Origin of the sequence: Flavobacterium glycogeni (assembly GCF_048286775.1) — a bacterium.
Classification (GTDB): domain Bacteria; phylum Bacteroidota; class Bacteroidia; order Flavobacteriales; family Flavobacteriaceae; genus Flavobacterium.
In genome coordinates this window covers 18504-44390 of record NZ_JBLVPV010000005.1, presented here as the reverse complement: position 1 = coordinate 44390, position 25887 = coordinate 18504, and the positions used below count along the sequence as shown (strand labels likewise).

General features: G+C 33.1%; 26 protein-coding genes. 8 read left to right on the top strand and 18 right to left on the bottom strand.

Going from position 1 to position 25887, the window contains the following annotated elements:
- Window positions 1–25: 25 nt before the first annotated feature.
- From atpB to ACNQGX_RS05410, 10 genes are all read right to left on the bottom strand, one after another.
- Window positions 26–1159, bottom strand: a complete 1134-nt coding sequence (gene atpB / locus ACNQGX_RS05455; protein WP_417974759.1) for a F0F1 ATP synthase subunit A — start codon at window positions 1157–1159, stop codon at window positions 26–28.
- Window positions 1160–1279: 120 nt separating this feature from the next.
- Window positions 1280–1672 carry a hypothetical protein gene (locus tag ACNQGX_RS05450; RefSeq protein WP_417974757.1) on the bottom strand — a complete coding sequence of 131 codons (393 nt, stop codon included), beginning with the start codon at window positions 1670–1672 and terminating at the stop codon, window positions 1280–1282.
- Between the two features lie 336 nt (window positions 1673–2008).
- Entirely contained in the window at window positions 2009–2236 is a 228-nt protein-coding gene (locus ACNQGX_RS05445) for an AtpZ/AtpI family protein (protein ID WP_417974755.1), read from the bottom strand.
- Entirely contained in the window at window positions 2202–2612 is a 411-nt protein-coding gene (locus ACNQGX_RS05440; protein WP_417974753.1) for a bactofilin family protein, read from the bottom strand. The genes ACNQGX_RS05445 and ACNQGX_RS05440 overlap by 35 nt, the downstream gene beginning before the upstream one ends.
- A gap of 2 nt (window positions 2613–2614) precedes the next feature.
- Window positions 2615–5245: a type IX secretion system periplasmic lipoprotein PorW/SprE gene (porW, locus tag ACNQGX_RS05435; protein ID WP_417974751.1), complete on the bottom strand. Its 2631-nt coding sequence runs from the start codon at window positions 5243–5245 to the stop codon at window positions 2615–2617.
- 365 nt (window positions 5246–5610) lie between these two features.
- The gene (locus ACNQGX_RS05430) at window positions 5611–6306 is read right to left on the bottom strand and encodes an ABC transporter ATP-binding protein (RefSeq protein WP_131914628.1); all 696 of its coding nucleotides are present in this window, start codon (window positions 6304–6306) and stop codon (window positions 5611–5613) included.
- Between the two features lie 52 nt (window positions 6307–6358).
- Window positions 6359–7828 carry a DUF5687 family protein gene (locus ACNQGX_RS05425; protein WP_417974749.1) on the bottom strand — a complete coding sequence of 490 codons (1470 nt, stop codon included), beginning with the start codon at window positions 7826–7828 and terminating at the stop codon, window positions 6359–6361.
- A 48-nt stretch (window positions 7829–7876) separates the two neighbouring features.
- Window positions 7877–8584 (bottom strand): hypothetical protein, encoded by a 708-nt coding sequence (locus tag ACNQGX_RS05420; RefSeq protein ID WP_417974747.1) that lies wholly within the window; start codon window positions 8582–8584, stop codon window positions 7877–7879.
- 12 nt (window positions 8585–8596) lie between these two features.
- Window positions 8597–9277, bottom strand: a complete 681-nt coding sequence (locus tag ACNQGX_RS05415) for a hypothetical protein (RefSeq protein WP_417974745.1) — start codon at window positions 9275–9277, stop codon at window positions 8597–8599.
- A 1-nt stretch (window position 9278) separates the two neighbouring features.
- Entirely contained in the window at window positions 9279–9614 is a 336-nt protein-coding gene (locus ACNQGX_RS05410) for a PadR family transcriptional regulator (RefSeq protein WP_417974743.1), read from the bottom strand.
- A 153-nt stretch (window positions 9615–9767) separates the two neighbouring features.
- On the opposite strand from ACNQGX_RS05410, the gene ACNQGX_RS05405 reads away from it, so the two are divergent.
- The 4 genes from ACNQGX_RS05405 to ACNQGX_RS05390 all read left to right on the top strand — a co-directional run bounded on the left by ACNQGX_RS05405 (window position 9768) and on the right by ACNQGX_RS05390 (window position 12979).
- Window positions 9768–10820: a 2Fe-2S iron-sulfur cluster-binding protein gene (locus tag ACNQGX_RS05405; RefSeq protein ID WP_417974741.1), complete on the top strand. Its 1053-nt coding sequence runs from the start codon at window positions 9768–9770 to the stop codon at window positions 10818–10820.
- 221 nt (window positions 10821–11041) lie between these two features.
- Complete coding sequence (locus ACNQGX_RS05400; RefSeq protein WP_417974739.1) at window positions 11042–11728, top strand: hypothetical protein; 687 nt, start codon at window positions 11042–11044, stop codon at window positions 11726–11728.
- 123 nt (window positions 11729–11851) lie between these two features.
- The gene (locus tag ACNQGX_RS05395) at window positions 11852–12310 is read left to right on the top strand and encodes a protease complex subunit PrcB family protein (RefSeq protein ID WP_417974737.1); all 459 of its coding nucleotides are present in this window, start codon (window positions 11852–11854) and stop codon (window positions 12308–12310) included.
- 360 nt (window positions 12311–12670) lie between these two features.
- On the top strand, window positions 12671–12979 hold the full coding sequence (locus ACNQGX_RS05390; RefSeq protein WP_417974735.1) for a hypothetical protein: 309 nt from the start codon (window positions 12671–12673) through the stop codon (window positions 12977–12979).
- A 36-nt stretch (window positions 12980–13015) separates the two neighbouring features.
- Here the strand turns inward: ACNQGX_RS05390 and ACNQGX_RS05385 are convergent, their stop codons facing one another.
- The 4 genes from ACNQGX_RS05385 to ACNQGX_RS05370 form a co-directional block, all read right to left on the bottom strand.
- Window positions 13016–13777, bottom strand: coding sequence for a GLPGLI family protein (locus ACNQGX_RS05385; RefSeq protein WP_417974733.1), 762 nt, complete (start codon window positions 13775–13777; stop codon window positions 13016–13018).
- A gap of 214 nt (window positions 13778–13991) precedes the next feature.
- Window positions 13992–16772, bottom strand: a complete 2781-nt coding sequence (locus tag ACNQGX_RS05380) for an outer membrane beta-barrel protein (RefSeq protein WP_417974731.1) — start codon at window positions 16770–16772, stop codon at window positions 13992–13994.
- Between the two features lie 247 nt (window positions 16773–17019).
- Entirely contained in the window at window positions 17020–18030 is a 1011-nt protein-coding gene (locus ACNQGX_RS05375) for a glycosyltransferase family 9 protein (RefSeq protein ID WP_417974729.1), read from the bottom strand.
- A 48-nt stretch (window positions 18031–18078) separates the two neighbouring features.
- The gene (locus ACNQGX_RS05370) at window positions 18079–18684 is read right to left on the bottom strand and encodes a DUF4254 domain-containing protein (protein WP_417974727.1); all 606 of its coding nucleotides are present in this window, start codon (window positions 18682–18684) and stop codon (window positions 18079–18081) included.
- Window positions 18685–18771: 87 nt separating this feature from the next.
- On the opposite strand from ACNQGX_RS05370, the gene upp reads away from it, so the two are divergent.
- Window positions 18772–19425, top strand: a complete 654-nt coding sequence (gene upp / locus ACNQGX_RS05365) for a uracil phosphoribosyltransferase (RefSeq protein ID WP_417974725.1) — start codon at window positions 18772–18774, stop codon at window positions 19423–19425.
- On the opposite strand, the gene ACNQGX_RS05360 is transcribed toward upp, so the two are convergent.
- On the bottom strand, window positions 19420–20349 hold the full coding sequence (locus tag ACNQGX_RS05360; protein WP_417974723.1) for a DUF6427 family protein: 930 nt from the start codon (window positions 20347–20349) through the stop codon (window positions 19420–19422). The two genes, upp and ACNQGX_RS05360, sit on opposite strands and share 6 nt — an antisense overlap.
- 143 nt (window positions 20350–20492) lie before the next feature.
- Between ACNQGX_RS05360 and ACNQGX_RS05355 the strand changes: the two genes are divergently transcribed.
- On the top strand, window positions 20493–20723 hold the full coding sequence (locus tag ACNQGX_RS05355; protein WP_282729563.1) for a DUF6341 family protein: 231 nt from the start codon (window positions 20493–20495) through the stop codon (window positions 20721–20723).
- A 31-nt stretch (window positions 20724–20754) separates the two neighbouring features.
- Here the strand turns inward: ACNQGX_RS05355 and purD are convergent, their stop codons facing one another.
- Window positions 20755–22029, bottom strand: coding sequence for a phosphoribosylamine--glycine ligase (gene purD, locus ACNQGX_RS05350; RefSeq protein WP_417974719.1), 1275 nt, complete (start codon window positions 22027–22029; stop codon window positions 20755–20757).
- A gap of 133 nt (window positions 22030–22162) precedes the next feature.
- Between purD and ACNQGX_RS05345 the strand changes: the two genes are divergently transcribed.
- Both ACNQGX_RS05345 and ACNQGX_RS05340 read left to right on the top strand, forming a co-directional pair.
- Window positions 22163–22465 carry a HigA family addiction module antitoxin gene (locus tag ACNQGX_RS05345; protein ID WP_131990779.1) on the top strand — a complete coding sequence of 101 codons (303 nt, stop codon included), beginning with the start codon at window positions 22163–22165 and terminating at the stop codon, window positions 22463–22465.
- Window positions 22465–23787 (top strand): phenylacetate--CoA ligase family protein, encoded by a 1323-nt coding sequence (locus tag ACNQGX_RS05340; RefSeq protein WP_417974717.1) that lies wholly within the window; start codon window positions 22465–22467, stop codon window positions 23785–23787. Before ACNQGX_RS05345 ends, ACNQGX_RS05340 begins: the two co-directional genes overlap by 1 nt.
- On the opposite strand, the gene ACNQGX_RS05335 is transcribed toward ACNQGX_RS05340, so the two are convergent.
- Both ACNQGX_RS05335 and ACNQGX_RS05330 read right to left on the bottom strand, forming a co-directional pair.
- The gene (locus ACNQGX_RS05335; protein ID WP_417974715.1) at window positions 23771–24544 is read right to left on the bottom strand and encodes a glycosyltransferase family 2 protein; all 774 of its coding nucleotides are present in this window, start codon (window positions 24542–24544) and stop codon (window positions 23771–23773) included. The two genes, ACNQGX_RS05340 and ACNQGX_RS05335, sit on opposite strands and share 17 nt — an antisense overlap.
- A 1-nt stretch (window position 24545) precedes the next feature.
- Complete coding sequence (locus ACNQGX_RS05330) at window positions 24546–25835, bottom strand: exopolysaccharide biosynthesis polyprenyl glycosylphosphotransferase (RefSeq protein WP_417974713.1); 1290 nt, start codon at window positions 25833–25835, stop codon at window positions 24546–24548.
- Window positions 25836–25887 lie beyond the last annotated feature (52 nt).

The window sequence follows — 25887 nt, the reverse complement described above, 5'->3', positions numbered from 1 at the left end:
AAACTTTCGACGTTTGACTTTCGACTTAATGGTGAGCTTCGTCGTGATGATGCTCTTCGTTTCCTGCTCCAAAATAAAGGGCAGATAACATGGTAAAAATATACGCTTGTAAAAAAGCCACTAATATCTCAAGGATAGAAAGTACAAAAGCTAATCCAAAAGATAGCGTGCTTCCAATCCAGCTTTTAAAGATAAACATTAAACCAATGATGCTCATCAAAACTACGTGACCCGCAACCATGTTAGCGTACAAACGTATCATTAATGAAAATGGTTTGATAATTGTTCCCAATAATTCAATTGGAGCCAAAATAAATTTCATTGGAGTTGGCACACCCGGCATCCAGAAAATGTGTCCCCAATAATTTTTATTAGCCGTAAAAGTTGTTATTAAATAGGTCAATATTGCCAAAGAAGCTGTAATGGTGAAATTCCCGGTTACATTGAATCCAAATGGCATTAATCCAAGAATATTTAAAAACAATATAAAGAAAAATATAGTCAATAAATAACTCATGTATTTTTTATAATGTTTTTCTCCAATATTTGGTATAGCAATTTCGTCTCTTACATAAAGAACAAGCGGTTCAAAGAAACGTCCCGCACCTGATGCAATACCATTATTTTTACTGTATGATTTAGCTAATCCTGTAAATAACAAAAACATCACAATAGCTATACCCAAAATCCCCACAACACTTTTAGTGATTGAAAAATCCAATGGCCTAACATTTGTAGGATGACCGTGCTCTTCTGTTAAAGCGCCATCCGCCTCCGTTTTATATATTTTTTCGTGGTGCAATACGTAGAAGTTTCCATTGTGTTCTGCAACTTCTCCACCGTGATGAAATTTTGAAGAAGAAAACACTTGTAAACCATTATCCCAAAGAATAATTGGCAATGAAAAACCATAATGTTCACCCGTTTCTTCATTTGCCGAAAAGGTAAAATCATGCGCATCTAAAAGGTGATGATTGATGAACTCTTTTATTTTAGATTTTACATCTGTTGGTTCAGCATGAGCTCCTTCGGCTGCCTCATGAGCAACTTCTGTTTTTACTTTCACAGTATCCTGTTCAGGATTTGCAAAACTCATTAAAGGAAGACAGGCTACTAAAGTCGCTACTATAAATCTAAGTGGTTTGTTTGAAATCACCATAACAGTTAATTATCTTAATTTATTACGTTTCTGAAATTTGGTGCAAATGTACATCTTTTATTAATATTCAAAAGAATATAAAAAATTATTTTTGATGGATTTGTTCCTTGAATAACATATTTATTGCTTTTCGTTTAATATACGTATTGTTAATACGGTTTCAATTGCTAAAAAGAGAATAAACATCATAAAAAAATTCTTTTTCTCTATTGCATTGTTTTGTGTTGTAGCCTGCAATATAGGCTTTAAAATCAGATAACAAACAATCATTTTAATACTGGTACTCAAAAGAAATGACATACCCACGTTATCAAAACTGCGTTCTTTGACTTTTAACAAAACCACAAATATCATGATAGACAAAACCAGAAACAATATATAAAGGGTTTCTATCGAATAATAAAAAGTCGCATCATTTATATCAAACACATAAAAAGCAACCCGATGAACAACATAAGCTAATCCCGCAAGTGCCAACAAAGGCAGAAGCGGTTTGTAATTTTTCAAATTCATTGTGTTTATTTTTTGCCGTAGCGGCACTAAGGTGCAAATTTATACCATTTTATCTTTGAAAACACCGTCTTTTTTTATGTCAAATCGAGCACAATATCATCAAGCTAAGCAATTTTAACCGTCACTTCGAGTGATTTTAAACATTAATGCGAAAGCTTTAATGTTTAAAATTGTATCGAGAAGCCTTCAAAACGTAAGGGTTCTCTATACTTCGTAGAAATTTTCTATCGCAAATTTCTGCTCTCCCGAAGCGTCGGGACGAATTGACGAATCCTTAACCTTAAAGACATTGAAATCGAGCGTAGTCAAGATTATTCTGGTATTTCTATTGAAAAATTACTGCGTTTTATTGATTTCGTTCACCTGTCGTATCACATTATACAAAGCCAGTGCAACGCCAACCATTACTGAAATCTTGCTGTAATATACTTTTGGATGGGGATGATTCTCGTCTAACCAGTCTCCGAAATAGGAAAATAGAAAGATGATGGCTCCCATTTGAATCGGAATGTTAATCAGCGCAAGCCATTTATTCGCTCTTTTTTTGTTGGGATTGTTGTCCATCGTTCTGGATTAGATTTTTTATATTCGTCTTCATTGTACAAGAAGCGCTAAAATCAGCACCGGGTTCTACTGATAGTTTTCCCGTGGTAACTTCTCCATGAATACTGGCTTTTGATTTTACATTCAGCACTTCGGTTACTTGAATTTTTCCGTCAAATTTCCCTTCAATATCCGCATTTTTACACACAATATCTCCGGTAACGCTTCCGGCAGGGCCAATGACAATTTTCCCGCCAGACTGAAAATTCCCTATCAAGTTTCCGTCTAATCTAAAATCAGCATGCGAAATAATATCCCCTTTTATAGTAGTTCCTTCAACAATTCTATTGGTTTTACCCAAAAGATCGGTGTATGATTTTTGCTTTTTATCAAACATATTTATGGAATTTTTGGCGCTAAATAAGTGTCCATATTTTTCTTGATTTGAATCACTTTGTAGTTCTCACCCGAAACCACAATAGCAGGATCGACCAATTTATATTTCACATTTTCTTTCAATACAAAAACAATATCCTTAGCGTAAACTTCTGATTTTATTCCGTGAATCGTGATGAAATTTTCTTTTTCAGTATAAACATCATAGGAATAATATAGTTTCTGAAGGTTTTCTGCAGCAATAAACATTTTGATTTTTTCCTCTATTGCTTTTGTATTTTTATCCTCTCGTGAACCTACACGATATAGAATTTTCCAATTATTTGATTCTGTTGTATTCAACTCCATTTTCTCTAAAAACGGGATTTGACTCGTCAGGATTTCTTGCGCATTTTTTCCTTCTTCGCTGTTCGGATAATTATCAGCCACTCCTTGCAAAGCATTTTTGTAAGCCATTACTCCTTTTAATTTTCCAATGGCGTTTGCTTTAAGCAGTTCGAATTTTGATACAATTTCATCTCCCGAAAACTGATTAATCAAAGCGTCTGAGTTCTCTAAAACCGCAACAAATTGTTCTTGTTGGTATAATTTATACCATTTATTATAGGCTCTTTCAGGCGTTTCATTTATTGAAGCCACAGTTAAGCTTGTGTTGTTTACAATTTGCGCATAACGAGAATCCGGATATTGAGCCGATATTCTTTTTTTCATCGCTTCTGCTTTACTTACATCGGTGATTTGATATAATTTATACAAATTATACATCGATGGAAGAATCAGTTTTTCCTCTGGATTATTGTTTAATAATTGTTCCAGTTTAGCGATGGCTAAATTATTTTCTTTGAATTTTTCCTTATAAATAATCCCCAATTGGTAATAGGCAAAATTACGTTCTTTACCAATGCTGTCTATTTCCGTTTGTATTGTTGGAAGTTGTTTCAAATAAAAATCCGTGGTGTATTGCTGCTCCACAATTTTCTCCGCTGTTGATTCCTTCTCAAGAGTTTCTTTATCATCGTTCAGCGGATCTGCCGAAGTTGGATCTCCAGTACTGGATGATATTCTCCAATTGCCAGTCGGGGTTCTGTCACCCCACGTTTTTTTGAATTCTATTTTTCCAAAAGCTACGGTCGTAGGATTATAAAAATAGAAAATACTCCCTGCTTGTTGTGAGGAAATAGTAGTAATAGCCGGCGGCATCAATGCTGATTTTTTTGCCGGTTTTCCCGGTTCCTGATTAGAAGCCGGATCAATAGAACTGGTTGTACTATTTCTTTCTATATTTTCTTGTTTTTCTTTTCGCTTTTCTTCTAAAACTCTCTTGATTTCATCCTCTTCTTTTAATTTGACGATGTATTTTTCAAAATAGGCGATTTTATCGCTCTCATTCAATGAAACAACATTTAAAATACTGTCATTTCTTTTGGCAAGAGCCTCATACAAAATCACTTCATCCAGATTATTTCTAATTTTTTGAATTTTATTATGCTCTCTCGTTTTGTCATGGAGTTTTACCAATGTACTGTCATAATATTTTGCAGCAGCAGGATATTCAGCATTTCTAAAATACATATTTCCTAAATTTCGGTAATTTGAGGCTACTAAATAGGAATCTTTTGAATCAGTTCTTAAGGATAAGTTGTAAAAATCTAACGCTTTCTTCTGATCGTTTTTCTGATCATAAAACACCGCCATATGATGAAAAATTAAATCTTTATACGGTCGATTTTCTCTGTCTTTTGCCAGTTTATCAAATGTTTTTGTAAAGGAATTGAAATCACCGTTTTGATAATCAAATAATTCCGCTTTTTTAGCATGCGCCTGAATGACAAATTTTCTATCTGCTTTTCGGTTCATGTCAATCACTGATTGATACGAACTAACGGCGCTGTCCTTGTATCCTAATTGTTGATACAATTGTCCCAAAACAAAACGATATCGTGCTCTTTCCTGATTTACTTTGGTGAATGCTATGGCTAATTTTAGTTTAGCAACTGCGCTGTCTTTTTCTTCTAAATTTAAAAAAGACTCAGATAAAAGGGCATTTGCATCAGCAAAAACTTGTTTTTTTACTTCGTGGTCTTCTAATAATTTACTTATGTTTTTTATTACCAAAGCATCGTTTCCTAACCGCATATTGGTTTTTTCACGCCAAATTTTAGCCTCATAAATCTTGCTGCTGTTGGGATATTTGTATAAAATATAATTGAATGCGTCGAGTGCCGGAACAAATCGTTGGTCGTAATAACGGGATTTACCAAGCATAAGATAGGCTTCGTCAATTTGAGTGTTTTTTTCTCTTCCGCCAATGTTCATGGAATGTTTTTGAATGGCTTTGGTCGCTTTGGCTTCTGCCAATTCAAAATTTGTGTTTTTCGGTGTTGTGGTGGAAGCGAGGTCTTCTACAATTTGCATTTTTTCTATTGGCAGACGTTTCCAGAAATCATCATCACTGTTGGATTTTACTTCCTTTACTCCTTTGTCCAAACCTACTTGACCGTTGTATAAAATATTATACTTTGTACTTAAGGCATGGGAATTTCTGGCCATAAAAGTATCTCTCTTAGTAGAACAGGCTACTAAAAAACCGAAAAATAAGAAGAAAAATAACTGTTTGAATCTACTGACTTTCAATGGAAAACGTTTTTATCAATTAACTTTTAAATATGCTTTTTAGTATACTTACTGGTAAAAATACGTTTCTTTTTGCTATCGTGAAAATTATCTGGATTTATTTGAGTCCTGATTGTTTGCGTGAGGGTTGTAGCGGAAATCCTTTTTTATTCTTTTTCAAGAATAAAAAAGATTGAGAGTGAAAGCCCGACCCGGATTTTTTTCCGGGTCACGCCCAAATTAAGCTCTTACGGGCTTGAATGCTATACCTTTTGATTTGACAGCTTAAAAATAAACCGCTAATTCGCTAATTAAACACTCAAATTAATAAATGCAATTGGCGAATTAGCGGTAAACTGTTTTTTCTATAGCTGTTTTGTTGAATTTTAAACCGCAAAAAATGCTTCTAATTCCTTTAATGTTTCCTCAGAAGTTTGAATGTCTTTGACCACTTCGCCTTTGTGTAAAGTGACGATTCTGTCACTTACCTCAACGGTGTGCAACAAATCATGGCTGGAAACCAGCACCGTAACATCCGGATTATCGGCTAAATCCTTGATGATTTTTTTTAATCTAAATTGTGTCGTTGGATCTAAATTGGCAAACGGTTCGTCCAGAATAATCACTTCCGGATTCCCGATTAATGTGGCGATGATGCCCACCTTTTTCTGATTCCCTTTGGATAAATCGCGTAAATATTTCTTGTTTTTAAGGATTTCTCCGTTGAAGAATTCTTCGTGTGTTGCCAATAAAGCATCGACATCGGCTTTATTTTGTCCGCGCAAATCGCCTATAAAATAAAAATATTCCTCGGGAGTTAAGTAGCCAATCAGGAAGCTTTCATCGAGAAAAGAAGCGGTGAATGGTTTCCAGTTTTCGCTGGTGTTTACTTGTACCTCATTGTTGACAATATTCCCTGTTGAAGGCTGGATTAAATCCAATAAAAGGCTGAAAAAAGTGGTTTTTCCGGCACCGTTATTGCCCACTAATCCAAAGCTTTCGCCTTTTTTTATTTCTAAATTGTCAATTTTTAATACGGTTGTTCCGTTGTATGTTTTTGAAAGGTTGTTTACTTGTATCATTTTTTTTTAAGTTTAATCGTTTAACTGGTTATTTGGTTAATCTGATTTCTAATTATCCTTTTTGTTTGTAGGCCGCAATTGTGGCATATTTTTCGGATTTGTAAATTTTTTCAATCAAAGAAAAAACCTTGTCTTTCAAAGCAAATCCAATTACTCCTGCCGAAGCCACTAAGGCTAATCCCACATTTGCATTGGCCAAAGTCGAACCTAACCAATACAGTAAAACCGGCAAAGCCAACTGTGGAATAGAAATCAACATGGTTTTTATATTGAATGCTTTTTTGTCCCCAAAAGCACCTTTACCGGAACTCAAATCGATTGGCGTTTTGGTATAGGCGCCGCCCAGCAAAACCAAATGGGAATTGACTCCAATGTTATAAATTGCACCAACCACTATTGTCAAATATACCTGCCATCCAAAATACAGATAGAAAGAAGCAATTGTTGTGGTAACTATTGTAGCGATTACCATCAACCACCATTTAGAACTCAAATAGCCTTTGTAAGGAATATTTTGTGTCATCATTAACTGGTAATAGGCGCTGTCCCAGCTGGGTACAAATTGTCCGAAAGTGATGAGGAATCCACCGGAAACGAAAATTCCGGCAAAAATGTGCATCATAGGATTATTGTAGGCCTCAATTCCATTGGTAAAGAAAAGAAAGCCATAAAAAAGAAACATCACGCTCAATCCTACGGTGGTTTTAGATCGTTTGTTTCTTTTGATTAATTTAATGTCATTTTTCAAGAACGTTCCGATGGTTCCAAATTGATTCAACCAAGTCAACTCCTCGGTTTTGGCAATATCGTGTTTGTTCGACAATCCCGCATCGAGGTATAAATTGCTTTTGAAATATTGGAAAGTAACATAATATATGGCGATTAAAGCCAATACTGGAATACTAAACGCCCAATAGGTATTGAAAATAGCATTAAAAAACGGAGCAGTATAATCCGTGATGTTAAACAGTCCGTAATACTGTAAACCTCCTAAAACGGTTGCTATTGCTAAGAAAATTGCAAATAAATTATCTTTGTTACTCAATACAATATTTATAAAATTATTGATGTACAGCAGTGAAAACAGCGCGGTATACCAAAGCACCACTGACACTACATCATAACCTTCAATTATTAAAACAACACTAAATGGAATCAGGAAAAAAGCATGCACCAAATTAAAGAAGGACAAAACGGTTTTTCCTAAAGAGAAATGAACAATAGTGGATTTTTTTATAGGGAAAATCAACATCGGACGAATATTCATCACGGGTATTTTTTGCAACATAAATCGGATGATTAAATCCATCAACACATAGTAAATCATGAATTTGTTTACCGTTACGATCGGGTCTAAATTCATTTTTTTAATAATATAAAAAGCCCCGATTCCTAATGCTAAGAAAATTAAAATGAAATAAATGGCGACGAGACCCATCAGGATTTTCAAAGCCAAATTAGTAGCGAAGGAAGCCGATCTGATAAATGCTTTCCATTCGAGATAAAGAAATTTTTGAATCATAGTTTGGTTATTTTGGTTTTATAGTATGTAAGTCAAAGTAAGAAAACGTTACAAATTTTCTAATTTATATTCTGGGTAGGTTTGTTTTAAATAGGCTTCTGCTTTGGAAGGGATGATTTTGAATAAAATATAATTTAAAATCCCAAAAAGCACTACCATCAAACTTACGGAGAAAAGCCAGTAATCATTTAACAAATACCTTTCTGCACGACTGCTTACTTGCGTAAAAATATAAAACGGAAAAGTCAGAGCTCCCGAAAAACTGCCATATTGGTTAATGATTTCTTCAAATAACCATTTCTTTTGATTGGTCTCTTTTTGTATCTTTTTGATTTTCTTATTCTTATAAAATTCATGAAAAATAAATCCAAAATAAATAATACAAATGGCAATAAAAATATAGTCGTTGTAAATGCTTGTTTTAAGGATCTTAAAAAGTAAAAAGATCATTACTATTGTTAATAGAATTCTTGGTGCTTTAAAAAATGTTTTAAAATGTTGAAACACCAAACGATTGTATTTTTTACGAAGAACAGCTTGACGATTTTCAACCACGTCCATAAACCCAAAAACGCCAAACTTCCTGAATTCCTTATTCAGGACTTCGTCAAAAGTAAGCTTGGGGTTTTGTTTCCATTCGGTTTCAATGGCGTTCGCCAAATGATCGACTAATTCCGTTTGTAAATCGTAATATTCTACATAATGCTGGCGGGTAAAAAAGTAAAGTTGGTCTATTTGTTTGGTGGTTAGTTTCATAAGAAATATATGTTAAACTAATTTGTGTTTTTTGACTATTTCAAAGTGCTCCAAAGTCATTTTAATTTGATAAAAGGAATAGAAAAACTCAAGACCAAATAAAAAACAGATTATAAAATTATCCCCCAAGGAATGATTAACATTAAAACTATATAATGGATCACCATTAATATTACACTGATAAAAGAAAACAAAAGTAATCCACCCTCTAAATAAAAACAATCTTCCATAAGTTGTTTTAACTTTTGATTTCCATATTAAAAACAAACTAACAATTGTGGCTAGAACCATTAAGAAAAACACGCCTGTTAACCCCAAATTAAGAGTATAAAAAAACTTTTCCTGTTGAATATCGGAAATAATTGTGGCTAATAAAATCCCAAAAACAAGAGCTAAAATTAATACAATCACAGCTTGTCTTTTAGAATAAGAAACCAATTTATCTACAACAACTTTTGGAGCTTGAAATAACATTCCTAACCAAAAACTACTAGATGTTGTCTCCAATAATCCGTCCCATTTATTAAAAACAGTTTGAAATGCTTTTTCAAAGTTTGACTTATTATTTTCTAATTGATTTTCAATATCCGAAGCGATATGATCAATCAATTCCAGCTTTACATCTTCATAAAAAACTCCTTTATCTAATAAAGTTCTTTCAATTATTTGGATTTCTTCTCTACTTAATTTCATATTAAAATTCTAATTTAGGATTTACCAAGCTCTGCATGTTTCGGATAAAATCTTCCAGTTCCGAAAGTCGGTTTACGGTTTCTTTCTGGCCGCTTTCCGTGAGTTTGTAATATTTACGCATTCTATTATCCACTTTTTCAATTTCCACATCGAGCAAGCCTTCGGCTTCCAGTTTGTGCAAGGCCGGATACAAAGCACCTTCGGTAATGTTCAATTCGCCTTGGGTAATCGCTTTTACTTTCTGGGTGATTTCATAGCCATACATCTTGCCGTTTTCTTCGAGTAATTTCATGATAATCGTATTCAGACTTCCTTTGTATAATTGTGAGTTTTTCATGGTTCAGTCGGTGCAAGTTTGGTGGTATTTCTTATTTCAAAAATCAAATATACATAAGATTCTTATACATAACAGTTTTAGGCATATAAATTTTCAATACTTTTGATTTTTAGAAACCTAATGTGTTTCCTATCTTTGTAAAAAAATAATCACATGCCATCTTTTTTAAAACTAATAATAAAAGAAGTAAAACGCGAAACCAAAGACGCTGTTTCCATACTTTTTAACGTACCTGAGGAATTAAAAGCGAATTATACTTTTGTCGCGGGTCAATATATCAATTTAAGATTAACCCTGGACGGTGCCGAGATTCGTCGTGCGTATTCTATTTGCTCTGCTCCTGAGAGCGGTGAATTGCGCATTGCGGTGAAAGCAGTGAAAAACGGTGCTTTCTCTCAATTTTCCAACACAAAACTTAAAGCTGGTGATGTTCTTGAAGTAGGAAAACCGGAAGGAAAATTTATTTTTGAACCACAAGTTGGCCGACAAAAAAATTATGCGGCTTTCGTTGCCGGAAGCGGAATCACACCCGTACTTTCTATCTTAAAATCGGTGCTGAAAAATGAACCTAAAAGTTCTTTTGTATTGGTTTATGGTAACAAATCTCCAGAAGAAACCATCTTTCATCAAGAATTACACGATTTGCAATTGCAATATGTGGGTCGTCTTTTTGTACATTATGTTTTCAGTCAAGCCAAAGCAGAAAATGCTTTGTTTGGACGAATTGAAAAATCAACGGTGAATTTTGTTTTAAATAACAAACACAAGGAATTAGAGTTTGATAAGTTCTATTTATGCGGTCCGGAAGAAATGATTAATGTCGTTTCTGGAGTTTTGAAGGAGCATAATATTAAAGAATCGGCAATAAAATTTGAATTATTTTCTTCTTCTACGAAAGAAAATAAAATAGAAAAATCATTGGAAGGTCATTCTAAAATCACCGTTATGGTGGATGACGAAGAAACGACTTTCGAAATGTCACAAAAACAAACCGTTCTTGATGCCGCTTTAAAACAAGGTATTGATGCTCCGTATTCGTGCCAAGGTGGGATATGTAGCAGCTGTCTGGCTCGCGTTACATCCGGAACTGCCGAAATGACGAAAAACTCCATTCTTACCGATAAAGAAATCGCCGATGGTTTGATCTTAACCTGTCAAGCGCATCCTACCTCAGAAAGCATTTATGTAGATTATGATGATGTTTAGAAAATACAAAATGAATTATAACGAAAACTTCTCTGAAAAGGGAAGTTTTTTTATTTTAGGAAAGTTCTTATTTTTCTTATATTAGCAGAATACTATTACAATCATAATCCACACTATTTAGGATAAGTTTGTATGATAGAGTCACACATATCTACCAAAAAATGGGTGGCTTTGTGTGATTTTGTGACACATATATACAAGTTACTACAATATTAAAAAAAATGACTCTAGAAGACAATATAAATAGTCAAAACATAGAACTTTGGAATGAACTGAATTCTAAATTTGATTTCAAACTTATTTACTCAAAGGATGAAATATCTTGGCGAGTAAATACAGAAAGAGATCCGATTGAAATTTATACTTCAAGCAAAACTCCAAATATTCCTTCATTTACACATGAGCTTCTTCATGTTTATATTGAATCTAATGGAATGTCTTCAGACAGAGATATTTTAAATAGTATGTATGGCACAGATTCTTTTCAAATATTAACTAATAATGCTTTATTTGCAAGAATTCATAATTACTGTTCTCATACAAAAATGTTTCCTTATTTTATAAAAATGGGGTTTAAAGAACGTGATTTTATAGCAGATAGAATTAAATTGAGTTTTATGAGTTATTACATTCTCAAAATAATGTTGAAATCAAAAAAATCAAAAGAAACTGTTATTACAGATTTTATAGGACATACGATGGCATTATTTAATGACAATGAAACTGCCAACAAGAAAGTAACAACTAGAAGTTTAAATAAACTTAAAAAGTTAAACCCTACATTATTTAAAATTATAGAAGATTTTAATATTGAATGGAGGAATTCGGAAAACCTTAATTTATCATACTACTTCGAAATATTTGATAATAATTTAAATGATTGGCTAGTTGAAAATAAAATACTGTAGGTAACAGCTACAACGGATTTGGGCAATAGGCTTAATGGCAAGTTGATTTTGTATTATTTTATCATATGTACTTAATTTTTAGCACATTAGACAAAAAAGGTTACTAATAAAAACATCTACATTATGAAACCAAAAATTTCAATCTTATTTATTATAATATTTATCGGATTAATGACAAGTTGCAGCAAAACGGATGAAGATTTGAATCCGCTTAATTTAACGGCAATTGGACAGAACAATCTTTTTGGAAATGGACGAGAGAATATTGTTCAGCAGAATTTCACAATTTCTGACTCAAACTCTTGGAATGAATTATTGACTAAAATGAATTCCGTGAATAATAACAGTGACGGATTTACAGAAACGAATATTGATTTTGCGAATTTTATGGTTATTGCGGTTTTTGATAAAGTATATGGAAATGGTGGACATTCAATAGATATCATCAAAATTACAGAAACAGAGAATAAAATTATCGTAACAATTGACAATGTTTTAAAAGGAGATGCAACCGCTGTAATGACACAGCCATATCATATTGTTAAAATCCGGAAAACTAATAAATTGATACTATTTGAATAAAATAACGTACTAACACCCTATCTAGCGCTCGTTTGTCCACGTTCTCTGGTGCTCGTCTGCGACGAGTACCTATTTAAATGAAAAAATAAATTGTAGCGTTTGCAACGCGGATAGCTAGAATTTGGCTGCTTCAATACTTTACAGAATAGATTATATTAGCCGCGTTGCAAACGCTTTATTTAGTTCACATAAGTAAGTAGATACTCGTTGCAAACGAGCACCAGAGGATGTATTAAACACAAACCACAACCAAAAAAATTCTATTTTTGTGTTTAAAAAATTGGGAATTAAGGAATGTTCACTGATTTAAAATCAGCTTATCAAATTTCAAACTAAACTGCGACTGTAAACTATTTTTACATGAAATCCATTCGAGAAATATTCAAGAACAACCCTTCCCTTCTTGACGAACCAGAAGTTGCGCAACTTTTGGATTATTGCGAGCAATTGCAGGATGAAATCGTAGAGTTCAAATTTCAGAAAACAAACAATAAAGAACTAGCAATGCTCGATATGCTCAAAGAAGTTATCAAAGGCTGTAACGCCATCGAAAAAGAACAAATGGAACACGAGCGTTTTGGTTTTGAAGCTCCAGCTTATCAAGAAACCATTTCGAACTTAAAGAGTTATATTTTGAAGCGTTGCCAAGACGAAAAAATTTATTTGTGATTTATTTTTTATACGAATTCATTTGTCATTAAAGAACTATAAAAAAGCATTCCACAAAAAAAGATTTTTTTGTCTTTTGTTTTCTTCTTTATCCTCGCCATAGGTGAACCAATCCTTAGTTTTTTCTCCTATCAACGACTTCAGCCCCACTAAGTCATAGGTTTTTTTGGCTGTGATGGGTTGTATGTCGGATGCGTTACTGATTTTTAAATCTATTTTGGTAGCTATAAATGAAGTGTATAATCTTGGTATTGAAAGTCCTAAAATCATACCCGGCAAACCATTTATTGAACATGGACCGCCAGAAATGGTAATATCGTCTGTGTAAAAAGCAAATACATATACATCATCCATTATTTTGCCGACAGCTTTTCGGCAATTATAACCGGCTATTTCTCTATGTTCATTTGTGATTTTCCATTGTATATTTGGTATGCTGTCTGCTATTACAAAATTAGTTCCTACTATTTGCTTTTGCATATTCATTTTTCCTGTTGTAAAATCAAAATACCAAGTGTTTTCTTCATCCGCATCTTTTTCGTGTTTTGGTATTCTTGTTTTTGGGCTCCATCTATCAAATTTATATAGGCTTTTGTTGTCGGCAAAAGTATAGGTGAAATAGGATATTTTTAGGTCAGACAGGTTGTCTTTCATCATCTCATCCCAACTGTCATTGCTCATCGTTTTTTTGAGATTGGTATTCACTTCATACTCAATTACAGCTTTATCTATAAATTGTTGTGCTTTTGATGTAGTTGTAAAAATTAGTGCTGCAATAAAAAAAAGTATTGATTTCATATGTTGATATTTATTGTTTTTTATCGGTCATATGTAATTAATGACCGTTAATATTGTTTTTTTTTTGTCATTGAACTTCGTTTCGCATATCATCATTGGTGTTCGCGACCCAATTACAGTCATGCTCATTTCATATATAGATAACTTAGATAATTAGATTTTTTGAATGCTCATTATTGTAATTCCTTGAACTTCGTTCAGAACAGTTGCTAATTTATTTTTTGGCTGTTTCTCCTTTGTTTTTAAAATTCCAGGAAAAGCCTATCATAGCATATCTTTTGAGCCTATCGTTTCGTTCCTCGCCTATTACGTTTTCATAAACATATCTATTGATGCCTATATTTTGATTCAAAATATCTCGTACTAGGATATAAGCCGTAAACTCATCGTTTTTGAAGGTACGTTGCAGCCTTGCATTCCACAATTGATTGGTAAGATTGGTTTGAAAATCGGTCGTTTTTTGACGAGAATTTAAATTGTAGTCTGTAGACAGTTTCCATTTTTCTTTGAAATAAACCCCTATATCCAAGTCCAAATTATTAGTGTTAAATGATTTTATTTCATCGTTTTGAGAAGTACTGTTTCTGTTATTTGAAAATCTATTACTTAAACTAAATTCGTATTTCTTTTCTTTTGATTTATTTAAATAAATTGAAAATCCTGAATTCAACGTATTGGAGTTGTTGGTTTTGTTATTAATACTAAGTACTGATTTGTTATAGTTAACAGATGGATTAAGATTAACGTGTAAATCTATTTTTTTTATCTTAAATCCATATCCAAAATAAAAATTTCCAGAAAAATTACCGTTTGTGTTTATGGGTGTGCTAATTGTTTTAGCGCTTTTTGGATCTATATCTTTATTGTAAGAAATTAAATTGGCAGTCGTTCTAAAAGAAATATTTTGGTAAAAATGCGATTCTGTCAAAATACTATAACTATTGTGTGATAGGCTTATACTATTGGTAAAGGATTGCTTTAAATCTGGATTACCTACAGTTTGATTAAAGAAATCTTGATTGTTTCTCAAAGGCTGTAATTGATCGATAGTAGGCTGTTTGGTTGCGCCTTGATAATTGAAACGCAAGTTACTGTTGCTTTTGTACTTGTAAGAGAGATTTGCATTTGGAAAAAAGTTAGTATAGCTGCGCTTGTATTCTTTGTTTAAAGTTTGATCTTGCAAATCAAACGAAGTAAAACCAAAACCACTTCCAAAGCTATAATTTATTTTTTTGGCATTGTAACTCAATTTTATATTGGGCTTATTTGTTGTTATGGTCTGTTTGAACTGGTTTGATAAAGAATCTACAACCAAATCATACTTGCCTGTAACATCTGAATAATCATAGGTTAAATAGTTGCTTTCACCAGTGTTATGAGTAACTTGATAGCCAAATTGCAATGCAAATTTCTTACCAATAGGCTCTGTATAGGTAACGTTTAAAGCAAGATTTTGATTTGTTTTTTCTCCTATTTTGTTTTGATCTACATCAACCCTGGAGGAAAAATCGCCTCCTTCATAACTTTCGTTGGAAGACTTTAAGAAATTATTTGCATCCGTATTCAACGTGTTCCAACTACCGTTTACAGAAAATGTACGACGGGCTTTGGCGAATTTATGTTTATACAAAATACTTGCAAACAAAGATTCCTTATCTGATTTTGTAGTAAATGTTTTTTCCTGTTTGTTTTTTAATAATCCATCCTCTCCCGTAGTATTTCCGTTTATAAATTCATCGCTTTCTGTATTATAAAAATTGGTTTTGGCGGTAAATTTTATCGAGTTTACAGAATCTAATTTTACGTCGTAAGTAGCATTTAGTTTAAAATTACTTCTGTTTACATTGCTTACCTTCGATGTGTTTTCGTTTAATTGGGTTTCTCCTACTTGTGTTTGGGTAATCCTGCTATTATTGTTGGTGTAAATTTGCTTATTGTATTTTGGCGATAAATTCAATGTTTGTTTATCATTCCACTTGTTGCTGTATTGCAATCCTGCGTTGGTGTTTTTGATAAACCCATTTTGAGTGTCAACATAAGGTTCTTCATCAGTATTGCCACCTGTCCATTCATAACTTACATTTCCATCGTCATCCATGTTCATGCTTATATCATCTCGTCCTCCAAATTTTTCGCTGTCTTGCCAGTCAAGTCCGTCTTGACCCGTATTCCCATTTAATAAAAAAGCGGACAGTTTTCTTTTGCCTTTAAAAGAGCTAAACATAAGATTGCTATTGTATCTGGAATCCATAGTTGTTAATGGTCCGTTTGCAGCATCTATTTTACCAAAATAACCTTTCTTTTTATCCTCCTTTAATTTCAGGTTAATTGTTTTTTTTGTCTCGCCATCATCAATTCCTGTAAACTCGGCTTGATCACTTTTCTTATTAAAAACTTGTACTTCCTTTACCGCATCTGCCCGTAAGTTTTTTACCGCCATACCAGGGTCATCGCCAAAAAATTCTTCGCCATCTACTAATACTTTTTCTACTGTTTCACCCATGGCTTTTATAACACCATTTTTATCTACTTGTATCCCTGGCAGTTTTTTTAGTAATTCTTCTACGTTTGCATTGGCACCTACTTTAAAATCACTTGCCCTGTAACTGGTAGTATCTCCTTTAATTTTAATAGAACCTGTCTTTATAATTACTTCTCTAAGCGCATTAATTTTGCTTATCAAAGCAATTGTCCCCATTTTTTTTTCGCCTTCTTCAACAGTTATGGCATCTACATAATCGGCATATTGGCTATGAGCCGTCATCAATATATAGTTTCCTGCTTTTACATTTTTGAGATTAAAGTTCCCCTCTTTATCCGATCGGGTAAACTTGTATAAAATAGAGTCTTTGGGGGTTAATAAAGCAACAACCGAATTGTAAATGGGGTTTTTTTCGCTACCTTCCTTTAAAACACCCGAAAGGTTTGTTTTTTGAGAAAACGCTGAAAAAGAGAATAAGAACAAAATTGCAATTGTTACAGTAATTTTTGGCATAAATAGTTTCTATTTTTATTGTATTAGCATTTCAAGATTTCTAAAAGCAACTTGATTAAAAAAGCTCCTCTTTCTCCTAATTGAACTTTGAGTTGTAAGACCTAACTCACAGCCAGCTAAACTAGTATTTTTAACACTAATAATTTAAAACCTATTTGTTAAATAATTTATAAAATTATTCCTTCAAGAAATAGCTAAAAAAAACAATAAACCTAACTATGAATTTGATTTAATTCACTTGTTTACACTAATGTAAAACTTTTACAATAGAATCAACAGTAATCGTTCGCATGGCGTCTTCATAGCCATCCACTTTTTTATTTCCATACACCGAGGTCGGTAATTTTGGAAACTGATTTCTGTCCGAAACCAAGGCATTTTCCAATGACTGATTAAAGGGCGAAAATCCGGCATACGGATGCGTCGCGCCCCAAAGCGTAATCACTTTTACGCCAAGCATGGCTGCAATATGCGCATTCCCGGAATCCATCGAAAGCATCACATCCAGATTACTAATGAGCTGTAATTCCTGTTGAAATTTGAGTTGCCCTGCCATAGTAATGACATTTTCTTTGTTGGAAGCAAGCGAATCCAACAGTTCAATTTCTTTTTTTCCGCCACCAAAAAGTAAAATGGTATTGGCTGCATCCAAAGCTAATTTGTCTATCACTTCCTGCATTAAATCCAACGGATACACTTTAGAATCATATTGTGCAAAAGGAGCTATTCCTATTAGTTTTTGATTTTTATCTCCAATTATTGCTAGAATTTCTGGGCTCAAAACTGCTTTTTCAGGAAAAACCGTCCCGACGCTTCGGGAGGACAAATCAACTGTAAAACCGAGTTGTTCAAACACTTTCACATGTCTTTCAAACATCGTTGGCAATTGCTTAAACACTTTATTTTCGGGTTGGGTCAACGATTTTTTCTCCGCTCTTCCTTTATCAACCGATGCTGTTTTTTTTCCGCTTAAAGCAAAAAGGTTTCGGACGATTTTAGAACGCAAAACGTTGTGTAAATCGGCAAAAGCATCGATTTCTAAACGTTTTAAATCTTGGAACAAACGCAACAATCCTAAAAACCCTTTGTGTTTTTCTTTTTCATCGAAAGCAAAAAAAGCAACATTGGGAATCCCTTCAAAAAAAGGTTTGAAAAAAGGTCGGGAAATGACCGTAATTTTAACTTCGGGATGCTGCTTTACAAAAGCGCGTAAAACAGGAACCGTCATGGCGACATCTCCCATTGCGGAAAGTCTCATGACGGCTATATGTTTGATAGTATTTGACAATGCTGAGTTTGCCAAAAATTACTTCTTATTTTGATACAAAACAGGATTCAAATCATCATCGTTGTACATTTTCATTTGCTTGTACACTTTCATAAATTTATCCCCATTCTCGATGTCTGTCAATAAATCATCGATGGCCAAAGACAAGTCCGTTCTTTGTTCCAATAAAATATTCAATTTAGCTTGACATTTATCTCTATGATCTTGTGAAGCTTCGGCACGAGTAGCTTCTTCTCTCATGTGGTAAATTTTCAAAGCCAAAATAGACAATCTGTCAAAAGCCCAAGCCGGACTTTCTGAGTTGATTTTCGCTTCGTCTTTTACCTTTACATGACTGTATTTTTGAAGAAAATAACTATCAATATATTCCACCATATCGGTGCGTTCTTGATTAGAAGCATCGATTCTTCTTTTCAAAGTCAAAGCGGCAACAGGATCAATATTTGGATCACGAATAATATCCTCAAAGTGCCATTGCACGGTATCAATCCAGTTTTTATGATACAATAAATGTTCAAATTTATCTTTTGGGAAAGGATTATTAATCGGTTGGTCAACATTATCAAACTGATGATAATCTTTAATGCTTTGTTCGAATACGGAGTACGCTAATTTTGAAAACATATCTTTATATTTTAAAGGACAAAGATACTTTTTTATACTTTTATAGATTATAAAAATATTTATAAGTTTAATAGCAAAAATAAAAACATGCAAATTCATTATTTATCAGAAGACAATAGCATCCTAAATCATTTTTTAGGACAAATACGGAATGTAAATGTTCACAATGACAGCATGCGTTTCCGAAGAAATATTGAACGTATTGGCGAAATAATGGCGTATGAATTAAGTAAAAAATTACAGTACAAAAGTGTCGAAATCCAGACACCATTAGGTATAAAAAAAACTACCGAAATTAAAGATCAATTGGTTTTATGCTCCATTCTAAGAGCTGGATTCCCCCTGCATTTGGGGTTTTTGAATTATTTTGACAATGCCGAAAATGGTTTCGTATCTGCTTTTAGACATCATCCCAACAATGATGATTACTTTGATATATTAGTCCAATACCAAGCTATTGCAGATATAAATGAAAAAAATCTGGTATTAGTTGATCCAATGCTTGCCACTGGTCAATCTATTGTTGCAGTTTTCAATACATTAATGGAAAGAGGTACGCCAAAAGAAATTCACATTGCCGTTGTAATTGCCGCACCAGAAGGAATCAACTATCTTGAAAAACATTTGCCGGAAAACTGTCATCTTTGGGTGGCTTCTTTGGACGAAAAACTCAATGAGCACAGTTATATTGTTCCCGGATTAGGAGATGCAGGAGATTTGGCCTACGGTGAAAAATTATAATTGGGAGAAAAAAGCAAAAAGACTGCAGGCAGTCAGCACATACATAACTAATTCCTGATTTAATTTTTCTTGAGGAATTTCAATATGGCTGGTTGCCATCATGGCCAAAGGCGCAAATGTAAAAAGCAACAAATCATTGCTTTTATTGGCCGAAATCAGAAAAATTACTACTCCAATAAAGAAAGACGCGATGATTTTTTTGAAAGAAGTATGCAACAATTGTGGTCTGTTTGACAATGTGGCAAACATAGAAACTAGGAAAAACAAAGCGATTGTGGCATAGATTGACAAAGCGCCATTTTGATAATTATTTGTGAAATAGTTGATTTCAAAATTAATTTGTACACTATTAATGATGTATTCAATGACATTCAAATCGAAAACTGTTGCATAAATCATAAACAGAATTCCAACAATAAAAAAAGCGATAAAAGGTAATATCCAGTTTCTATAATCTCTGGAAACATGGAAAATTATGGATATGAAAACCAACACTATGAAAATTATACTCCAAAAATGAAATAGTGCAGCCAGAAAAATCCATAATGAAGCATCAAATATTTTTTCTTTGGAAGCTTTCAGGGATTGCAATGAAATCAATCGGCGAAGCGCCAATAGAATAAAGAAATTAGAAACAATCAGGTTTAAATTATCTAATACTGAAGGAAAAAAAAGTAGAAACAAAAAGTAAAAAAAAACTGTGTAGGTGCTGTCTTTACTCAATCCGTTTCTCTTCACAACAAAATTCGTGATAAAAACAGATGCCAATAAAACACAGAACGACATTCCTTTTTTTAAAATTAATAAAAAGGAATTCATCCAGGATAAATCTTGAAATTGGTATATAGAAAAGAAAACCAGCATTAAAATTACGACCAATGAAAAATTTAATGGTGTAGATTTTCTAAAAACACTTGTTATCATACGGATATTTTATACTTTTGTGTTCGTAAATATAATACTTGTTTAAAAAGTAAACCCTGCAAGTTCAAAAAGATTCTTCAAAATAAGAACTTTTACTACCCAGAGTTCCTCAAAAACAATTAATAAAATTAATTTTATACATTATGAAATCATTTTTCGAAGGAATAGAATACTTATTTGTAAAGATTTTATTTGCTCCTCTAGACTTTTTACGCTCATTAGAGCTATCATCTTGGTTTGCTGCTAATACAATCAACTGGATTTTCATGATTATTTGTGCTTCGGCAATGGTATATTGGATCAAACAATTGAAAATTTTTGAAGACGCCGGAACAGAGAAACAAGATACTACCGCTCACTCTTTCTTAAAATAATAATTAAAAAAAAGTGAACGATAATTGGAAACTATTTTAAGTCGTTTCCAATATCTTTTCTAAAATACATCTTATCAAAATTTAGCTTGTCTATGTTTTGGTAAGATTTTTTTATGGCCTCTTCAAAATCATTTCCATAAGAAGTTACGGTTAAAACCCTTCCTCCATTTGACACTACGTTTCCGTTATCCAGTTTAGTTCCAGCGTGAAAAACAATCGAATCCTCAATAGTATCTAACCCAGAAATTACTTTTCCTTTTTCGAAATCTTCAGGATATCCACCAGACACCACCATAATTGTAGTGGCGCTTCTTTCGTCAATTTCCAGATTGATTTCGTCTAGTTTTTCATTGGCTACAGCCAAAAACAATTCGACTAAATCCGTTTTCAATCTTGGGATAACCACTTCGGTTTCCGGATCGCCCATTCTCACATTGTATTCTATTACGATTGGTTCGTTATTCACATTAATCAATCCGATGAAAACAAATCCTTTGTATTGAATTCCGTCTTTTTGAAAACCATCAATAGTAGGTTTTACAATGCGTGTTTCTATTTTTTCCATCAAAACAGCATCAACATAAGGAACCGGAGAAACAGCTCCCATTCCGCCTGTGTTTAATCCAGTATCGCCTTCGCCAATGCGTTTGTAATCTTTAGCTGTTGGCAGAATTTTATAATTTTTCCCGTCGGTAAGAACGAAACAACTTAATTCTATACCGTCAAGAAATTCTTCGATTACCACTTTAGAACTGGCGTCACCAAATTTTTGATGCACTAACATGTTTCTCAATTCTTCTTTGGCTTCTGCCAAATCCTGAATAATCAAAACACCTTTTCCTGCGGCTAAGCCATCTGCTTTCAAAACATACGGAGGTTGCAATGTTTCCAGGAATTCACATCCTTTTTCTACCGTTTCTGCAGTGAAACTGTCGTAAGCAGCAGTTGGGATTTTATGTTTGATTAGAAATTCTTTAGCAAATTCTTTACTTCCTTCTAATTGAGCACCCATTTTTGAAGGACCGATAACTGGAATATGACTTAACTCAGCATCGTTTAGAAAGAAATCATAAATCCCTTTTACCAAAGGATCTTCTGGTCCTACCACAACCATTTCTACTTTTTCCTGAATAACAAACGATTTTATAGCTTCAAAATCAGTTGGACTAATAGCAACATTAGTAGCTATAGAAGCCGTTCCAGCGTTTCCTGGCGCTACAAAAAGTGTGTCACAAAGCGGACTTTGAATCATTTTCCATGCAAAAGCATGTTCTCTTCCGCCTGAACCTAGTAGTAAAATTGTCATGGTGTAGTTTTCTTTAGTTGTGGTGCAAAAATAGTTCGTTTTATGTTGAAATAATTAATCTTTTTAAAAAAAGTTACTCGTTATGAGTTAAAGTAATTAGGGTTTTATAACTTTGATAAAAATCTTCCTTTCGATGGAAAAATTAAAAAACATACATCCAGGTGAAATTTTATTAGAAGAATTTCTTATTCCATTGGAAATAACAGCGTACCGATTATCAAAGGATTTGAAAATTCCACAAACCAGAATTTCTGAAATCACTAAAGGAAACCGACGAATTACGGCTGATACCGCTTTGCGGTTGAGTCTGTATTTTGGTAACTCGGCAAAATTTTGGTTGGGTCTTCAAGATGATTTTGATATTGAAGAAGAAAAGGAAAACAAAGCCGAAGAATTGCAATCTATCAAACGTTTTGACATTCCAAAAGTAGCGTGATGTTTCCACTATTCGACTTATCGCTGCAGCTAAATGGCTTCCCAATGAAGGAAGCTAAAGTCGAATTGCGAAAAATTGTGGCATTTTCTGAAAAGGAACATGAAGTTTTCGTTGAAAATAAAAAAGTGGAAATTGTCAATTTTCATTTGCAAAATAATCCATTTTATAAAGATTTAGCCGGAATGACAACTTTTACAAACTGGAACGCATTACCGGTTTTAAATAAAAAAAACTTACAGAAACCGTTACAGGAAAGACTTTCGAAAGGTTACTTTCCTAAAAACAGTTACGTAAACAAAACGTCCGGTTCGAGCGGAACTCCGTTTATTTTTGCCAAAGACAAATACTGTCATGCGTTGACTTGGGCCTCAAACATATACCGATTTGGTTGGTATGGAATTGATTTTAATACTTCCTATCAAGCACGTTTTTATGGTATTCCAATGGATTTCATAGGTAATCAAAAAGAACGATTTAAAGATGTATTGAGTCATCGATTTCGATTCTCCATTTTCGATTTATCAGATGAAATTTTAGAAGGATATTTGAATCATTTTCGAACCAAAAAATTCGATTACATCAATGGCTATACCAGTTCGATTGTTTTATTTGCTAAATTTTTACAAAAGAAAAACATCGTATTAACAACAATTTGTCCCACGTTAAAAGTATGCATGGTAACTTCTGAAATGCTTTTTGAAGAAGATAAAATGCTTTTAGAAAAACAATTTGGCATTCCTATTGTCAATGAATATGGCGCTTCGGAACTGGATTTGATTGCTTTTCAATCCCGAAGCGTCGGGACAGAAGGCGAATGGCAGATTAATTCGGAAACATTGTTTGTCGAGATTTTGGATGAAATGAATCAACCTGTTCCTAAAGGCACAGCAGGCCGGATTGTGATTACTTCCTTGTTCAATAAAGCGCATCCTTTTATTAGATACGACATTGGTGATATTGGAATTCTCGATGAAAAAAGCACATTACAAAAACCAATTCTCAAAAAATTAATAGGCCGGACCAACGATGTCGCTATTTTACCCAGCGGAAAAAAATCACCCGGACTCACTTTCTATTATGTGACAAAAAGTATTATTGAAGATGACGGAAACGTAAAAGAGTTCATAATCAAGCAAACGAAAATTGATACTTTTGAAATTGAATATGTGAGTGAAACCGAATTAAATTTGGCACAAATTAAAAAAATTGAAGAAGCGATTACTTTGTATCTGGAACCCAATTTAAAATTTAGTTTTCTAAGAAAAAAATCTTTAGAAAGAAGCAACAGAGGGAAATTGAAACAGTTTAAATCAATGATTTAACGTAACGTGGTTTTATGATTAATTGCGTGAATAAAAATCCTGTCATACAAAGTATCGAAACAACTACGTTAAACCCATGAAACCTCCTGTAAACGGCAAAATTGTGTTTTAACAGCTCATATTTAGAAGCCGAAATTGAGTTTTCTCTAATTCTGTAATAAGCCAAACTTTCCGGAACGGGTTGTGCCGTTTTTATTTTCTTAAGAATTGTAAGCCAATGCACCCAATCCTGACGTTTTCGAATAGAGGAAACGGTTATTTTTCCGAAGTAATTTACATCATAGATTCCTGTTAGATTCCCAACATAATTACAAAAAAATAACTGACGATAAGAGAGGTTTCTTGGTGATTCTATTCTTCTATTGAGCGATTCTCCTGCCTCATCAATGCATTCGTAAAAGGAAAAAGTAAACGGTAAATTATATTTTTTGAGAAAATCAATTTGTAGCTCTAACTTGAGTGGTTTCCACAAATCGTCTGCGTCTAAAAAGGCTATATATTTTCCAGATGCTTTAGCCAAAGCTGTATTTCTGGCAATTCCGGTTCCGGAGTTTGCATCGAGTTGAAAAAGTTGAATTCTATTATCTTGACTGGAAATTTCTTTTATTATTGAAACCGTTTGATCGGAAGAACAATCGTCTACAATAATCATTTCCCAGTTTTTATAGGTTTGATTCTGTACTGACAAGATTGTTTTTGCGATAAATTTTTCACAATTGAAGGATGGAGTTAATATGGATACAAGCGGTTTTTCCATTTTAATATGCTTTTTCTTCTCCTTTTAAGGTATTGTATATCGTGATAAAAATAATCTTTATATCTAATAAAATAGACCAATTTTCCATATAAAAAATATCGAATTTTACTCTATTTATAATATCAACATCCGTTTCGACTTCACCTCGAAACCCTTTTGTTTGAGCAAGTCCCGTGATTCCTGGTTTAACAAAATGACGTACCATGAACTTATCGATTTTTAGTGCATACATTTTAGCGTGGCTAACCATATGGGGTCTAGGACCAACAACTGACATTTGACCTAACAAAACATTGAAAAATTGTGGTAACTCATCGATACTTGTTTTTCGTATAAACCGTCCTGTTTTGGTAACTCGAATATCGTTTTTGGAAACTTGGTGCAAATCAGCTTGGTCATTTAGTTCCATCGATCTGAATTTGTAACAATTGAATTCTTTATAATTCAATCCATTCCTCTTTTGTACAAAAAACAAAGGTCCTTTAGATTCCCATTTTATAATGATTGCTAAAATTGGTATGAGCCAAGATAATACTCCCAAAATTATTATTACAGAAAACAAAAGGTCAAAAACACGCTTAACAGCCTTGTTTAAGGTATCGTCAAGCAATATATTTCTTAACGAAATTACTGGAATATAGTCATAATATTCAAATGTAAAGTTTCGGGAAAGAATTTGTTTTTCGTCAGGAATAAATTTTAAAGTTTTTAAGTTGTTATCCGCAAAAAAGACAATGTCATTAATCTGTTTTTGTGTCAAATCACCCATAGAGCAATATATTTCGTCTATTTTATGCTCTAAAACAAATGCAAAACTTTCTGATAGATGATTCCTTTTATCATGTCCTAAGTCGAAAACTTTCTCTAATTTATATCCATAATCTGGATTTTCTGTAAAAAAAAGTTGCAGTGGATTGATACTTTTATTATTTCCCAATAACACTACTGTCCTAAAATTTCCTCCAAAAAGTACTCTATATTTCTTTAGAAAAAAATAGATAAATAATTTGATAATTAGAATTATAAATAATGAAGTCGAAGTAAATAAAATAATCTTTTTGAAACTAGAATCTTCAGAATCTGAAAAAGCTAATGCTAGACAAAATAGTGTAAATAACACACTTTGTTTCATTGCACAATTTAGTATAGAAATTACTTTAGTGTATCTGTATACCTCATAAAAACCTAAACTAGCCGCTATAATAAACCATGCAGAACTAATAAGAACAGAATAAAAAATCTTATTAATAGGGAAATCTGTCAAATATACCAATAGTATATTGATAACCATCAGGTCTATTAAAAATGAAAATGGGCGAATATAGCCCGAGTACCTCCCTGTT